A 16590-nucleotide genomic window follows, 5' to 3' on the forward strand; every position below is an offset into this window, starting at 1 on the left:
GGATCTTCCCTGTTAGAGTTCCCCGATCGCTTTCTTAAATTACCACGATCGATCTCTGGCCACAATTGAAAATTTTCCGGTAGCAAAATCGTCCTTGGCTCCTAGCAATAGGCAATAGGGGAATAATTAGGGCTGGCTGAATAAATCTAAAAACTTTGTTGGATAATATCTTTAGGCTTTTTTGCCCTCAAAAAGTGTCAGACATTGGAGTGATCAGGGGGGAAAATTCCGGGACTTTTTCCCTGAACATTGGGTAATTGACCACCTGAAAATGGCTAAAACCCCACACCCGACACCCCCCACCCCCACGAAAAACTGTTTCAGCATAACCTAATTATATTTGGCTATATCGACCAGAGGGTTTTAATTATGACACAAACTAGCGAAACCGTTACCTATTCTCTCGAATCTGTCCTGACAAGGATCGAGAGTAAAATCGACAATCTCCAAAGAGATGTTAATCAGAAAATTGACTCTCTCCAAAGAGATATGGATCAAAAATTTGACAATCTCCAAAGAGATATGGATCAAAAATTTGACAGTCTCCAAAGAGATGTGGATCAGAAAATCGACAGTCTCCAAAAAGATGTTAATCAAAAATTTGACAGTCTCCAAAAAGATGTTAATCAAAAATTTGACAGTCTCCAAAAAGATGTTAATGATTTAAAGGTGGAAGTCACAGAAATCAAAGGAGATATTAAAATTCTTGATCAGAAAGTCGAAACAATGGATAAACGACTGGAAAAAGTCGAAGATAGTTATGCAATCCTAGTTAAAGATATTGCGGACTTGAAAGGGTTTAAATCTCTGATTATCCCCATGATTGTAGCTTTTTTAAGTGCCGTGGTAACTTTAGGATTGCGCGGCTTTTTTCTTGGCAATAAACCTTAATTTTTTAATTCAAGAAAGTAGTTATTTTCAAGAGGTTTTTAATGATGACACAAACTAGCGAAACCGTTACCTATTCTCTCGAATCTGTCCTGAAAGAAATTAAAGATAGCATTAAAGAGGTTAATCAGAAAATTGACTCTCTCCAAAGAGATGTTAATCAAAAATTTGACAGTCTCCAAAGAGATATGGATCAGAAAATCGACAATCTCCAAAGAGATATGGATCAAAAATTTGACAGTCTCCAAAAAGATGTTAATGATTTAAAGGTGGAAGTCACAGAAATCAAAGGAGATATTAAAATTCTTGATCAGAAAGTCGAAACAATGGATAAACGACTGGAAAAAGTCGAAGATAGTTATGCAATCCTAGTTAAAGATATTGCGGACTTGAAAGGGTTTAAATCTCTGATTATCCCCATGGTTGTAGCTTTTTTAAGTGCCGTGGTCACTTTGGGATTGCGCGGCTTTTTTCTTGGCAATAAACCTTAATTTTTTATGTCAAGAAAGTAGTTCTTTTCAAGAGGTTTTTAATGATGACACAAACTAGCGAAACCGTTACCTATTCTCTCGAATCTGTCCTGACAAGGATCGAGAGTAAAATCGACACCCTCCAAAGAGATGTTAATCAGAAAATCGACAATCTCCAAAGAGATATGGATCACAAATTTGACAGTCTCCAAAAAGATGTTAATCAAAAATTTGACAGTCTCCAAAAAGATGTTAATGATTTAAAGGTGGAAGTCACAGAAATCAAAGGAGATATTAAAACTCTTGATCAGAAAGTCGAAGCGATGGATAAACGACTGGAAAAAGTCGAAGATAGTTATGCAATCCTAGTTAAAGATATTGCGGACTTGAAAGGGTTTAAATCTCTGATTATCCCCATGATTGTAGCTTTTTTAAGTGCCGTGGTCACTTTGGGATTGCGCGGCTTTTTTCTTGGCAATAAACCTTAAATATATCAGGGGATATTTTAATCATCAAGTTTATTTTGTACTCTACCAATAAAATCCATGAGTTTTTGTATTAATCCTCATTGTCCTAAACCGAAAAGTATCCCGGAGAGTCGTTACTGTCAATCCTGTGGTTCCGACTTGCTTTTAAATGGTAAATATCGAGTCACAAATTTATTGAGTGCCAAAGGTGGATTTGGTAATACCTATGAAGTGATAGATGAACATAAAATACCCAAAGTATTAAAAGTTCTTACCTACGATTCCAGTAAAGCTATTGATTTATTTCAACAGGAAGCCAATCTTTTAAAACAATTAAATCACCCCGGTATTCCCAAAGGAGAAAACTATTTTATTTATCATCCCCGGGAGAGTCAAACTGCTTTACACTGTTTAGTCATGGAGAAAATTGCTGGTATTGACTTAGAAGAATATCAAAAACAAAGAGGATTTAAACCGATTGATTATAATCTCGCTTGTGATTGGTTAACTCAGTTAGCTAATATTCTCTACGAAGTTCATAAACATAAATTCTATCATCGCGACATCAAACCCTCTAATATTATCTTAAAACCCGATGGTCAATTAGTTTTAATTGATTTTGGAGCGGCGCGACAAGTGACTAAAACCGTCCTAGCAGGAGGTAAAAATACAGGAATTTATACCCCTGGATATGCTCCTCCCGAACAATCTCGCGGTCACTCTGTCCCCCAGTCAGACTTTTATGCTTTGGGCAAAACTTTCGTCTTTTTGTTAACCGGTAAAGAACCCAGTGACCCGAAAATTTATAATATTAATACCAATGAATTTAACTGGCGTAAATATGCGCCAAATATCCCTTCTCGATTAGCAGATTTTATCGATAATTTAATGGCAGAAAAACCTATTGATCGACCTAAAGACACCAAAACTTTGCTAAAAATTATTACTGATATTAAAGCCAATCCCCATCAAACTAAAAAAACTAAAAAAACTAAAAAAACTAAAAATTCTTCTCTTGAAAAACCTAAAATTATTCCTATTCCCAATCCTGCACTTATTTCTTTACTCGCTGCAATTTCTCCCAGTTATGCCGGGTTTTGGCTCCGTTTAAAAGCCTCTTTAATTGATTCTTTTATCGTTCTTATTATCGCCGCTTTATTAGGTGGTTATATCTGTTTTCGCTTACAACAATGGTCAACTTTTCAAGATTTAAACCTTGATTTTGATATAGCCAAAGAAATCTGGGTTTACTACGCAGCAGGATTAAGTGCAGCTGGAACAACAATTTTTGGTTTTGCTTTATTTATAGCAGCAATTATCTATAATATTCAAGCCAAAGTTAACTTTACTCACGAGCATATTGCCATCCTGACCGCTCTCGGTTTAGGAATAGTGATTAAATGGTTATATTATGTTTTCTTAGAATATCTTTTTAAAGCCACTATTGGTAAAATGTTTTTTGATTTATCCGTCACCGATAGCCAAGGCCGACGCATATCTTTTGCAAGAGCCAATCGCCGCTACTTACTAAAATTTATCTCCACTGCTCCCTTATATTTGGGCTTTTTACTGGCAGCCTGGACAAAGAAAAAACGCGCCCTTCATGACATGATTTCTGGTACACAAATCCGCAAAAAACAGTAACCAGAACCTAGAAAAGTAGGGAGATGGGAGCAGGACGATAGGATAAAATCAACTACAATAGGGACAAGATATTCCTGCTCGGTAATTGGGGGACTGTTTATCTTTGGCATCGATGGGATGACCGCAAGCGGGACACATTTCATAATGTCCTACCTCTAAATTAGCTGTTAGGGCCACTCTTTGATCGAAAACAAAACATTCTCCTTGCCAAAGACTCTGATCAGGACTAACTTCTTCTAAGTATTTCAAAATACCTCCCTCTAGCTGATAAACTTGAGAAAAGCCTTGATTTAATAAAAAAGCTGCCGCCTTTTCACAGCGAATTCCCCCCGTACAAAAAAGAGCTATTTTCTTATTGTTAATACGATCAAAATTGTCGTGAATATACTCAGGAAATTGGCGAAAATGCTGGATTTCTGGGTTAAGCGCTCCCGCAAAAGTACCGATCGCCACTTCATAATTATTACGAGTATCGATCACTACCACGTCCGGCTCTTTCAGCAATTGGTTCCACTCTTCAGCTTTGAGATGAATTCCTGTTTTTTCGAGAGGATTAGCCTTGGCTTGACCAAAAGTCACAATTTCCTGTTTTAAGCGAATTTTTAGGCGTTGAAAGGGCAAATAATCACAAACAGACTCTTTCACCTCTAGATTAGCTAAACGAGTATCGGTTTTTAACCAACTAATCACCTCCGCGATCGCTTGACTGTTCCCGGCGATCGTTGCGTTAATCCCCTCGGCTGCCAGAAGAATAGTTCCTTTAATTCCTCTTTCTTGGCAGTATTTTTGTATTTCTGGCTGTTTTTGACGATAATCTGACAAAGCCACAAACTGGTAAAAAGTGGCGACTAGATAAGACATGGCAAGCAAAGGGAAAATTAACTTGTAATATTTTTCACTATAGGTTATGATAACGAAAGTGTCCTAAAAACCAGATCGGGGGTTTAGCTCAGTTGGTAGAGCGCCTGCTTTGCAAGCAGGATGTCAGCGGTTCGAGTCCGCTAACCTCCATAGCATCTCCCCCATAGTCCTGACTGATTCACTTTTGCTTGGTGATTAGCTCAAGTCTTTTTGGGAAGACAATTAGCTAGTTAATTATTAAATGATGTCTCGTACCTATCAAGCTACTGGAATCAATCTGCAAGGAATGGCCTTCGGAGAGGCCGATCGCCTCTTAACTATTTTGACGGCCGAATATGGTTTAATTAGAGCCATCGCTCCAGGTGCGCGCAAGTATAAATCTTCCCTGCGGGGTAGAAGCGAACTATTTGTGGTCAATAATCTGTTAATAGTCGCAGGAAAATCCCTAGATAAGGTCGTTCAAGCCGAAACTATCGAATCTTATCCCAAATTAAGTCAAAATCTCGCCAAACTCACCGTTAGTCAATACCTCTGCGAACTGGTTTTGGCGATCGCTCTGAGCGAACAACCCCAGAGGGAATTATACGAATTAATCTGCAGCCATCTGGCCAGAATTGAAGTCCTCGACGAGAATGAATACATACTTCCCTACCTTTGTCAAGCAATTTTTCATTTCTTAACAATTGCCGGCTTAGTGCCGCAAGTCCATAACTGCCTGTTGACGGGAAAAGCTTTAATTGGGGACAATTGCCTAGGATTTAGTTTCGAGGCAGGGGGAATAATAGATCTAGCTGCCCTAACAGAAACAATCAACCCGCCCAAAATCGATAGTAAACTGACGTTGCAAGAACTGCAATTACTGCAATGCCTAGGAAAAACCGATTTTCCCCCAGAAGAAAACCTTACCTCAGAACTAGCTTGGATTAACCTCGATCGCCTGCTGCGCCGCTATACTCAATATCATCTAGGAAAAACTTTTCGCTCCTCGGCATTAGTTGAGGGTTTATCTCCCTTAGAATTTTAAACAGATAGCAAAAATCATCATAATGCAACTGTTTGACTCAGAAACTAGCGACGCTAATTCTAGCGACTCCTCCACTCCTGTTTTTAATTCTTCCGATTCCTCACCGAGGCAATCCGACGCAGAAACCATGAACCGCTTGCCTAAACGTGCGCCCAAATCCAATCCTAGTCAGGGTTTTGCCCCAGTGCTAAAAAACCCGCGCTTTCTCATTCTCTGGGCGGGGGGAATTTTTTCCCAATTAGCGGATAAATTCTATTTAGTCCTGATGATCTCCCTAATTGCCACCCATTACCAAAAAGCCGATCAATCGATTAGTGGCTGGGTATCAGCGATAATGATTGCTAATACAATTCCGGCGGTGTTAGTGGGTTCGGTGGCGGGTGTATATGTTGATAGATGGTTAAAAAAACAAGTTTTAGTTATTTCTAACCTTTTACGCGGGGCTTTTGTCCTCGTCATACCCCTATTATTATGGTTAGTGCGCGAGCAAACTTTAGCCGTTCCCCTCGGTTGGTTGCCTGACGGTTTAAGAAATTGGCATTACCGGCTACAAGGAGAATTTAACTTACCCTTCGGTTTTTTCCTGTTGTTAGTCATTACTTTTCTTGTCTCCACCTTAACCCAATTTTTTGCCCCCGCCGAACAATCTACCCTGCCATTAGTGGTAAAACGTCGTCATCTTCTACCCGCTAATTCCCTCAACACTTTAACCACCATGGCGGTATTAATTATCGGTTTTGCCATCGGTGAACCGGTATTAGCTTTTGCCGATAGCATTTTCGGCACGAGAGCCGGACAATTTGATATTGGCAAAGTGATGATTGTCGGTGCTTTTTATATAATTGCCGGTTTAATTCTAATTATCCTGCGAACTAACGAAAAATATGTCATTCCTACCGCAGAACAGCCCCATGTTTGGGAAGATATCCGCGACGGCATTCGTTACCTCAACAAAAATCATAAAGTTCGTAACGCCCTGATTCAATTAGTCATCTTATTCTGTATTTTTGCTGCTCTATCGGTATTAGCCGTCAGTATGGCGGAAAAACTACCCGGGTTAAAAGCCTCTCAATTCGGCTTTTTATTAGCCTCCTGTGGTGCAGGAATGGCAGTTAGTGCGATTACTTTGGGTTATTGGGGCCAAAAATTCTCCCACACCCAATTAAGTCTCTGGGGTTCCCTGGGTATGGCGGCAGCTTTAATCGGTTTATCTCTAGCCACAAAGAGTTTAATTTTAGCCTTCGCTATGACCGCTTTATTAGGGATTTTTGCCGCTTTAGTCGGGGTTCCCATGCAAACCACCCTACAGGCAGATACACCCCCCGAAATGCGCGGTAAAGTCTTTGGTTTAGAAAATAATGCCGTTAATATTGCCCTCTCTTTACCCTTAGCCGTGGCGGGTATCGCCGAAACTCAATTCGGACTCCGACCGGTATTATTAGCTTTAGCAGTTATGGCAGTTATCGGCGGTGGTTTTACTTGGTATGTTTCTGGCAATTTATCTAAAGATTAGCGGAACTTTTCAGTTATCAGTTATCAGTAAACAGTAATCAGGAGTCAGGAGTCAGTAAGTAGTCGTGCAAAATTAATTTCCTAGTGAAGATAGGCAAGAGGCAAGAGGCAAGAGGTGGTTAGATATGTGTAATTAATTTTGCTTAGGTACTTATTCAGTATTCAGTATTCAGTATTCAGTCCCGATGAAAAAATTTTCACCCCCACAGATGAAAGAGGTTTCCTTCCCTACACCCCACAACCCACACCCTACACCCTCTTTCAAGTCAGGAGATTGCCTTTATTTATTCTCCCATACCCCCCGCAAAGAAGCGAAACTAACATTAACTAAACGGTAGCTTGTGGTAGTAATTACTGAGTAACGCACAGAAAACGGGTTTCTCGGAGAAACCCGTTTTCTACTCATGCCTCATGCAAAAAGGGGAATAAATAATCAGTCTTTAATAACCAGATTTAGTATCAGGAGACAAAGTAACCTTAAACTTGTTAGAATCAAAAAGTTGTTATTTTCTGGTAGTCATTCACCGCTCAGATTCGTTAAAATTATATTACATGACTAATAATATTGACCATGATCGCTTATTTAAGGAGTTAATCTCCACCTTTTTTGTCGAATTTGTTGAGTTGTTTTTTCCTCAAGTGATGGATTATTTAGATAGGGACTCGATTACTTTTTTAGACAAAGAAGTATTTACCGATGTCACGGAAGGAGAAAGGCATGAAAGCGATTTAGTCGCACAAGTTAAGTTTCGAGGAAAAGAATCTTTCTTTCTGATTCATCTGGAGGCGCAGCAAAGTTCCCGCCAGGGGTTTAACCGGCGAATGTTGACTTATTTTGCTCGCTTTCATGAGAAATTTGTCTTACCGATTTATCCCATTGTAATTTTTTCTTATTCAAAGCCAAAAAAAGAAGCAATTAGTCAATATGTAGTCGATTTTCCCGATTTCAAGGTATTAGAATTTAACTATCAAGTCGTGCAATTAAATCGATTAAATTGGCGAGATTTTCTCAATCAGCCGAATCCGGTTGCTTCGGCTTTGATGGCGAAGATGAACATTGCCGACAAAGAGCGAGCAAAAGTTAAGGCGGAATGTCTGCGCTTGTTAATAACTTTACGGTTAGATGCGGCGAGAATGCAATTAATTTCTGGATTTATTGATACTTATCTCAATCTAAATCCGGTCGAAGAGATACAATTTCAAGAAGAGATTAGCACATTTAGTCAACCCGTACAGGAGGGAGTTATGCAAATTACTACCAGTTGGATGCGTCAAGGTATCGAACAAGGTATTGAACAAGGTATCGAACGCGAAAAGACGTTTATTATTCGCCAACTTAAACGCAAGTTAGGGGAAATTAATCCTGCATTAGAAACTAAAATCATGCAGTTAAGTATTGATGATGTCGAAGCATTAGGAGAAGCTTTATTCGACTTCTCTACGGTTGAAGATTTAATCAATTGGTTAAATACTTTAACTGCCTAGCTTTGACGTTAGCGATCGCCTTTTGTCCATCACCCGCTAAAATTTTCATGGCGAGGGGGGAATTGAGAGATAACCTTCATCTCAACACCATAATCCCCCCCCAATCTCACGGTATTATCGAGAAAACTGGTTTCTTGAAGGAACTCGTTTTCTGGATTTCTGACAGTCGCCAGTTAGAGAGAATTTGTGCCGTGTCGAGACTCCGAGACTCCGAGACTCCGAGATAGCTATCAGGGATCAGATTTGAGTTTTCAGTTCACTGTTTACTGGTCACTGAAAAAGCTGACGGAGTAGCGGCTTAAATGTGTAATTAATTTTGCTTAGGCACTTATTAATCGCTACAGTTTCTATTATCTAGTTAAGTAGGGAGGCACAATTATTTGTAGGATGGGTTAGCGGTAGCGTAACCCATGCGGGCGTTGGGTTTCATGCTTCAACCCAACCTACGTTCATTTTATATTTAATTCCACCCACCCACTTATGAGCGACTGAATTGGAGATACCAGCTTAGATTTTCCTCCTATTCACACAAGAGGATAACTATTGTTTTTAGACTATGAAAACCATAGAAATTAAGCTATTAACATAACTTAAGAATATAAACATCGCCTTACCGGTGGCAGCCCAAACAATCTCAACAGTTATAACCCAGAATATAGAACTAATAAGGGGATAGCCAATAGCTATATACTCTAAATTTGGTTAAGTTTTTCAAAGGACTAGATGAAATTACTGAAAACTTCTTGACATAGCTAGGTAGCTTAGGCTATACTTCCTGAGAAATACTCAACGATGAACGCCTCAGTATTAAACTTCTTTGTCTTGGAGCTAAGGATATGAATAATCCTCTGTCAGTACAGGAAACAACAACTGCAACCTCTAATCTAGGAACTACTTACACAGTTACTAATACCAACGATGATGGGGAAGGTTCCCTAAGATGGGCAATAACTGAGTCTAATAATAATCCGGGTACAGATACCATTGTATTTAATATTGGTGAGGGTGGATACTATACAAATACCATAACTCCCTTATCGGCTTTGCCAGAAATTACATCCCCTGTCTTGATTGATGGTACCAGTCAACCGGGATACGCGGGAACGCCGATAATTCAAATTAGTGGTTATCAAGCAGGTGAAGGATTATCAGGTCTAGTTATTAGTGCCGGTGACAGTACCGTCCGTGGCTTAATTATTACCCAGTTTAGTAGTTATGGAATACGCTTAATTGATCAAGGGAATAATATTATTCAAGGTAATTATATTGGTGATGTTGAATACATTTATGAGGGATTTTGGGGCAATAGAGAAGGCGGTATTTTAATTGAATCTGCCAATAATTTGATTGGGGGATATACCAGTGAAAGGAATATTATCTCTGGTAATACGGGAACAGGTGTATTAATTAATGGTGAAACTGCAATTAATAACCAAGTCATTAATAATTACATTGGTCTTGATTCATCGGGAACTTCATCCCGTCCTAATGGGGTTGGGATTGATTTAGCCGGAGCAAAAAATACCCTCGTACAAGGCAATTCCATCCATTATAATCAATCGACCGGTGTTGTTATTCGCGGAGCGGATGCAACAGGTAATCAAATTACAGGTAATTCTCTGTTTAATAATGCCGAGGGGATGAGTATCCAAGAAGAGGCACAAGGTAATTCAATTACAGGAAATACCATCAACTATAACAACTCTAATGGCATTTCTGTAGATAACTCTCAGAAAAATACTATTCAAGGCAATAGTATCTATGAGAATTATGGTTTAGGGATTGATTTAGGACGGGATGGAGTCACCGTTAATGATGAAGGTGATAGCGATACAGGAGCGAATGCTTTACAAAACTATCCCGTTTTCACCTCTGCTGAAGTTGTCGCAGGAACAGCCACCCTGATTGGTTATCTAGATAGTGAAGCCAACAAGGAATACAGGATTGAAATTTTTGCTAATCGTACACAAGATCCTAGTGGTAACGGAGAAGGAGAGGATTACCGTACCTATATCACTGTTACTACAGATGATAATGGTCGTGCTGATTTTATCCTTTCCTTGCCTAATGCCGAGAGACTCTATAGCTATATTACTGGCACAGCAACTAATCCCGATGGAAACACCTCAGAATTTTCTCCCTCTATCACCCTAACGGGAGAGTTGCCCAATTTAGTGATTACTGAGGCTACTGCTCCTACTAATGTGGGTTCAGGACAGTCTTTCACTGTCAATTGGACAGGAAAAAATGACGGTTCTCTGACTACAGGAAGTTCCTACTGGTATGACCGAGTGGTATTCTCCACAAATGACATCTATGGGGATAGTGATGATATTTATCTTACTGAACAATTTATCTCCAGTAGCAACGGCTTACCCTTAGAACCCAATGAAACCTATACAGCAAGTAGTACCGTTACCTTACCTAGTAGTGCAGCAGTAGGTAATGGCTATTTGCTATTTAAGACAGATGCTTATAACTACCAAGTAGAATCAAACGAAAACGATAACGTCTATGCTCAAGCGATTAATATAGCTCTACCCAATTTAATTGTTACTAATGTCACCGCTCCGACTACCGCTAGTGCTGGTCAGAGTATTACACTATCTTGGACGGGTAAAAATGACGGTTCTGTGACTACAGGAAGTTCCTACTGGTATGACCGGGTAGTTTTTTCCAAAAATGACATCTATGGGGATAGTGATGATATTTATTTGACTGAATCTTATATCTACAGCTATTATGGCTTACCCTTAGAACCCAATGAAACCTATACAGCAAGTAGTACCGTTACCTTACCTAGTAGTGTAGTAAGTAACGGTTATTTGCTAGTGAGAACAGATGCTTATAACTACCAAGTAGAATCAAACGAAAACGATAACGTCTATGCTCAAGCGATTGATATAGCTCTACCCAATTTAATTGTTACTAATGTCACCGCTCCCACTACCGCTAGTGCTAGTCAGACTATTACCCTATCTTGGACGGGAAAAAATGACGGTTCAGGTACGACAGTAAGTTCTAACTGGTATGACCTGGTAGTTTTTTCCAAAAATGACATCTATGGGGATAGTGATGATATTTATCTTACTGAACAATTTATCTCCAGTAGCAACGGATTACCCTTAGAACCCAATGAAACCTATACAGTAAGTCGTAACGTTACCTTACCCAGTAGTGCAGCAGTAGGTAATGGCTATTTGCTATTTAAGACAGATGCTTATAACTACCAAGTAGAAGCAAACGAAAACGATAACGTTTATACTCAAGCGATTAATATTGCTAGTCCCAATTTAATTATTAGTAATGTCACCGCTCCGACTACCGCTAGTGCTAGTCAGACTATTACCCTATCTTGGACAGGGAAAAATGACGGTTCTGTGACTACAGGAAGTTCTTTATGGTATGACCGGGTAGTTTTTTCCAAGAATGATATCTATGGGGATAGTGATGATATTTATCTTACTGAACAATTTATCTCCAGTAGCAACGGATTACCCTTAGAACCCAATGAAACCTATACAGTAAGTCGTAACGTTACCTTACCCAGTAGTGTAGTAAGTAACGGTTATTTGCTAGTGAGAACAGATGCTTATAACTACCAAACAGAAGCAAACGAAAACGATAACGTTTATGCTCAAGCGATTGATATTACTGCACCCAATTTAATTATTACTAATTTCACGGCCCCCAGTACCGCCAGCACCCGACAGACAATCGCCGTATCTTGGACAGTGCAGAACCAAGGAACGGGAGTCACCAACACCTCTTGGTTGTATGACCGAATTTTTTTCTCATCGGATACCGTTTTTGGCAATGGTGACGATATTTATCTCACGCAAATCTTGGCTTCTACCTTTGCCAATCTACCCCTCGATCCCGATGAAGCCTATAACGTTACCCAAAATATCACCCTTCCCGACACAGTGGGGGGCAACGGGTATTTACTGGTTAAGACAGATTACTATAATGGGCAATTAGAGAGTAATAAAACCGATAATATTCGTTCGGTTGCGATCGCTGTTAACGCACCAAATCTCGTCATTTCTAACCCCACATCTCCTCCCTCGGCGGCGGTACTTGGTCAAACGCTTCCCCTCTCTTGGCGAGTCACCAATACCGGAACGGTTTCTGCCCTTGCGGGTTGGGATGATCGCGTTTATTTATCCGACGATGGGCTGTTAGATAGTAATGATGTGAATATTGGCCAATTTTTCCGACCGAATTCCCTCGCCCCTAATGCCAGTTATACCAATAATCAAAATATTTTCTTACCCGCTACCAGTATTGGCGATCGCTACCTGTTATTTGTCACCGACGCTTCTCTGTCCCAAGGGTCCCAAGGAGAAACCAACGAAACCGATAATATCATTGCTACTCCCATCACCCTCACCGCGCCCGATCTGACCGTCACTGCTGCCACCGCCCCCACCACAGCCGTGACTAACGGAACCCTAAATGTCTCGTGGACAGTAACCAATGGGGGTGATGTCGTAGCCTCGGCGGATTGGAGCGATGAAGTTCGTTTATCGACGAATACGATTTGGGGAGATTTTGATGATCGTTCGATCACCTCTGACACGGTTTCGATCGCCGCCCAAACCCCCTTAAATCCCAACAGCAGTTACACCATTGAGCGAACTGTCACCCTGCCGAGTGTGGCTGCCGGGAATTATCATCTCCTGTTCCGTGCTGATAGCAGTAACCAGCAAGGGGAAACCAACGAAGAGAATAATGTTCGCTCGCTGCCCATTGCGATCGCTGTTCCCGATCTGGTGGTTTCTGCTGCGGCTGCGCCTACAAACGGCATTGCTAGTCAGAGTATTGCGGTGTCGTGGACGGTAACGAATCAAGGAACGGTGGATGCTGCGGCTGATTGGTACGACTCGGTCTATCTGTCCACAAATAATACCTTTGAGGGCTTTAATGACGTTCGGATTGCCAGTGATCTAATATCGACCCAAACCCCTCTGCTGGCAGGGAATAGCTACACCTTTACTCGTAATGTCACCTTACCCAACCGTCCCGCCGGAGACTATTTTCTCTTATTTCTAGCCGATGATGCCTATTGGTGGGGTAACTCTCAGCGTGAAACGGATGAAAATAATAACGTTCGTGCCGTTCCGATCACGATTGGGGTTCCCGATCTGACGGTGTCGGCAGCGACGGCTCCTAGTTCAGGGGTTTTAGGAGGGGCGATCGACGTTTCCTGGACAGTTACCAATACCAGTACCGTGACAGCACCCGCCGATTGGAGCGATCGCATCTACTTTTCTACGGACGAGGTCTGGAATCCCTCTAGCGATACCCTGATTACGTCGGAAGCGATCGCCACCCAAACGCCCTTAAACGCCGGACTCAGTTATACGGTTAACCGGACGATTACCCTGCCGAATGTGGCTTCAAGCGGTAGTGGTTATCTGCTGTTTGTTGCCGATGGGAATGCTAATCAGGCAGAAAGCAACGAAAATAATAACGTTCGCTCGGTTCCCTTTACCCTCAACGCGCCGAACCTGACAGTGACGGGGGCGACGGCACCCAGTTCGGTTTCTCTAGGCAGTACAATCGCTGTCACCTGGACAGTGGCCAATTCGGGACAATTTCCTGCGAATGCGAATTGGTACGATTCGGTTTACCTGTCCGATGATGCGACCTTTAGTGGGGGAAGCGATCGCATCTTGGGCGCCCGTTGGGCGGGCAGTAATACGCCCCTAGCAACGGGTAGCAATTACAGTGGAACCCTTAATATCACCCTACCTACGACGACAACGGGCAATCGTTTCCTGCTCTTTGTTGCGGATGATGCCTACAATTATGGCAATGGGCAGGGTGAAACCAACGAGAACGATAACGTTTTCGCCCTACCGATTAACATCTCCTCCGCCGATCTAGTTCTGGAATCGGCGATCGCTCCGAGTGGCGGCATCATCGGCAACCCCATTACCCTGTCTTGGACGGTAAAAAACCAAGGCACAGGGGAAGCTCCCCAAGATTGGCGGGATTACGTTTACCTATCCTTGAACCAGACCCTAGACGGGTCCGATACGCTCCTCGTCAACGAAGCGATCTCCACCCAAACCCCCCTCGCGGCAGACGGCAGCTACACGATCAACAAAACTGTTAACCTCGCCAGTATTACCCCCGGTACGCGTTACCTGATCTTCGTGGCCGATGGTTCTGGCAATCAGGGAGAAATCAACGAGACGAATAACCAGCGAGTCGTTGAAATTGTGGTAACGGCTCCCGATCTCATCGTCTCCACCGCTAATGCGCCAACAACCGCAATCACGGGCAGTAATATTGCTGTGTCGTGGACAACCACCAATCAGGGAACTTCGGAAGCCTCGGCAGATTGGTCGGACGCGGTTTACCTGTCAGGAGATAGCCTACTCGATGCGTCCGATATATTCATCACCTCGGAAGCGATCGCCAGCCAAACGCCCCTCGCCGCCGGAGCCAGCTACACCATTAGCCGTAACATCGCTTTACCGGGTAATGTATCGGGCGATCGCTTCCTGTTGTTTGTGGCCGACAATTCCAATGCTCAAGGCGAGGTCGATAACACAAATAATGTCCGTGCTGTACCGATTGGCATTAATGCTTCGGCGATTCTCTCCTTCAGTGCCGCTACGTTCCGAGTCAATGAAGACGGTATGGCGATCGCACCAGTGACGATCGAGCGTAGCGGCATCATTACCGAGTCGGTGAGTGTCACCCTCAACCTAAGTAACGGCACGGCGATCGCAGGGAGTGACTATAATAGCTCCCCGCTCACGGTGACGTTTGCCCCCGGGGAAACCAGCAAAACCGTCACCATTCCCATCGTTAACGATAGCCAATTGGAAGCAGACGAAACCGTCAACTTAACCCTCTCTAATCCAACGGTTGGCGCAATATTAGGAACCCAGACTACAGCAGTTTTAACCATCATTAATGATGACTTACCGCAACGGGGAACAATTAACCTCAATAACAGCAACTACACCGTCAACGAAAACGGAACAGCCAATATCACCCTAACTCGTACTAATGGAAGTGACGGGGAAGTTAGCGTTATCCTAACCCCTAGTAATGGCAGTGCAATCGCAGGAGACGATTACACTAATACACCCATTACCGTCACCTTTGCTAATGGAGAAACCAGTAAAACTGTCACCATTCCTATCAATAATGACACCATTTATGAACCGACAGAAACCGTCAACTTAACCCTTTCCAATCCCACAGGTGGCGCAACATTAGGAACCCAACAAACCGCCACCCTAACGATTATTGATAATGACGCAGTACCAGGAGTCATTCAATTTAGCAATGGGACTTATTCAGTCAATGAGAATGGAACCCCTGTTACCGCAGTTACTTTAACTCGTAGCAATGGAAGTGATGGCGCAGTTAGTGTCAGAATCAATCTAACAAATGGAACAGCAACAGCACCATCTGACTACAATAACACCCCAATTACGGTTAACTTCGCCAATGGGGAAACCAGTAAAACCGTCACCATTCCCATCGTTAACGATAGCCAATTTGAAACAGACGAAACCATCAATCTCAGTCTGTCTAATCCCCAAGGTGGCGCAACATTAGGAACCCAAACTACAGCAGTTTTAACCATTCTTAACGATGACTTACCGCAACGGGGAATTATTAGCCTCAATAGCAGCAACTACACCGTCAACGAAAACGGAACCGCCAATATCACCTTAACTCGGACTAATGGAAGTGATGGTGAAGTTAGCGTTATTCTAACCCCTAGTAATGGCAGTGCAGTCGCAGGAGACGACTATACTAATACCGCCATTACTGTCACCTTTGCTAATGGAGAAGCCAGTAAAACGGTGACAATTCCCCTCATCAATGACACCATTTATGAACCAACAGAAACCGTCAACTTAACCCTTTCTAATCCCACAGGTGGCGCAACCTTAGGAACCCAACAAACCGCCACCCTAACGATTATTGATAATGACGCAGTACCAGGAGTCATTCAATTTAGCAACGGGACTTACTCCATCAATGAAAATGGAACCCCTGTTACCGCAGTTACTTTAACTCGTACCAATGGAAGTGATGGTGCAGTTAGTGCAACTATTAACCTAACAAATGGAACAGCGACCACAGGAAGCGACTACAATAACACCGCAATTACGGTTAACTTCGCCAACGGAGAAACCAGTAAAACCGTCACCATCCCCATCATTGATGACAGTATCTTTGAAGCGACAGAAACCATCAATCT

9 protein-coding genes and 1 tRNA gene are annotated in these 16590 nt (G+C 42.2%); 9 read left to right on the plus strand and 1 reads right to left on the minus strand.

The features are described from left to right. The first annotated feature begins 369 nt into the window (after positions 1 to 369). The 4 genes from H6G48_RS23945 to H6G48_RS23960 are packed head-to-tail and all read left to right on the plus strand — an operon-like array spanning position 370 to position 3469. Positions 370 to 891 carry an ATP-binding protein gene (locus H6G48_RS23945; protein ID WP_190723614.1) on the plus strand — a complete coding sequence of 174 codons (522 nt, stop codon included), beginning with the start codon at positions 370 to 372 and terminating at the stop codon, positions 889 to 891. A gap of 44 nt (positions 892 to 935) precedes the next feature. After that, complete coding sequence (locus H6G48_RS23950) at positions 936 to 1379, plus strand: polyhedral envelope domain-containing protein (protein WP_190723624.1); 444 nt, start codon at positions 936 to 938, stop codon at positions 1377 to 1379. 44 nt (positions 1380 to 1423) lie between these two features. Continuing rightward, positions 1424 to 1846, plus strand: coding sequence for a polyhedral envelope domain-containing protein (locus H6G48_RS23955; protein ID WP_147072240.1), 423 nt, complete (start codon positions 1424 to 1426; stop codon positions 1844 to 1846). Between the two features lie 57 nt (positions 1847 to 1903). Beyond that, positions 1904 to 3469 carry a protein kinase domain-containing protein gene (locus tag H6G48_RS23960; protein WP_190723615.1) on the plus strand — a complete coding sequence of 522 codons (1566 nt, stop codon included), beginning with the start codon at positions 1904 to 1906 and terminating at the stop codon, positions 3467 to 3469. Positions 3470 to 3517: 48 nt separating this feature from the next. Here H6G48_RS23960 and trhO read toward each other — a convergent pair whose 3' ends face one another. After that, on the minus strand, positions 3518 to 4330 hold the full coding sequence (gene trhO, locus H6G48_RS23965) for an oxygen-dependent tRNA uridine(34) hydroxylase TrhO (protein WP_190723616.1): 813 nt from the start codon (positions 4328 to 4330) through the stop codon (positions 3518 to 3520). Positions 4331 to 4407: 77 nt separating this feature from the next. Here trhO and H6G48_RS23970 point away from each other — a divergent pair. From H6G48_RS23970 to H6G48_RS23990, 5 genes are all read left to right on the plus strand, one after another. Next, a tRNA-Ala gene (locus H6G48_RS23970) sits at positions 4408 to 4480 on the plus strand. Between the two features lie 91 nt (positions 4481 to 4571). Beyond that, positions 4572 to 5354: a DNA repair protein RecO gene (recO, locus tag H6G48_RS23975; RefSeq protein ID WP_190723617.1), complete on the plus strand. Its 783-nt coding sequence runs from the start codon at positions 4572 to 4574 to the stop codon at positions 5352 to 5354. Between the two features lie 22 nt (positions 5355 to 5376). Continuing rightward, complete coding sequence (locus H6G48_RS23980; RefSeq protein WP_190723618.1) at positions 5377 to 6867, plus strand: MFS transporter; 1491 nt, start codon at positions 5377 to 5379, stop codon at positions 6865 to 6867. A gap of 551 nt (positions 6868 to 7418) precedes the next feature. Then, entirely contained in the window at positions 7419 to 8351 is a 933-nt protein-coding gene (locus H6G48_RS23985; protein WP_190723619.1) for a DUF4351 domain-containing protein, read from the plus strand. Between the two features lie 836 nt (positions 8352 to 9187). After that, positions 9188 to 16590: Calx-beta domain-containing protein (locus H6G48_RS23990; RefSeq protein WP_190723620.1), on the plus strand; the 7403-nt coding region annotated here is incomplete at its 3' end.

Source organism: Microcystis flos-aquae FACHB-1344 (assembly GCF_014698375.1).
Lineage (GTDB): Bacteria > Cyanobacteriota > Cyanobacteriia > Cyanobacteriales > Microcystaceae > Microcystis > Microcystis aeruginosa.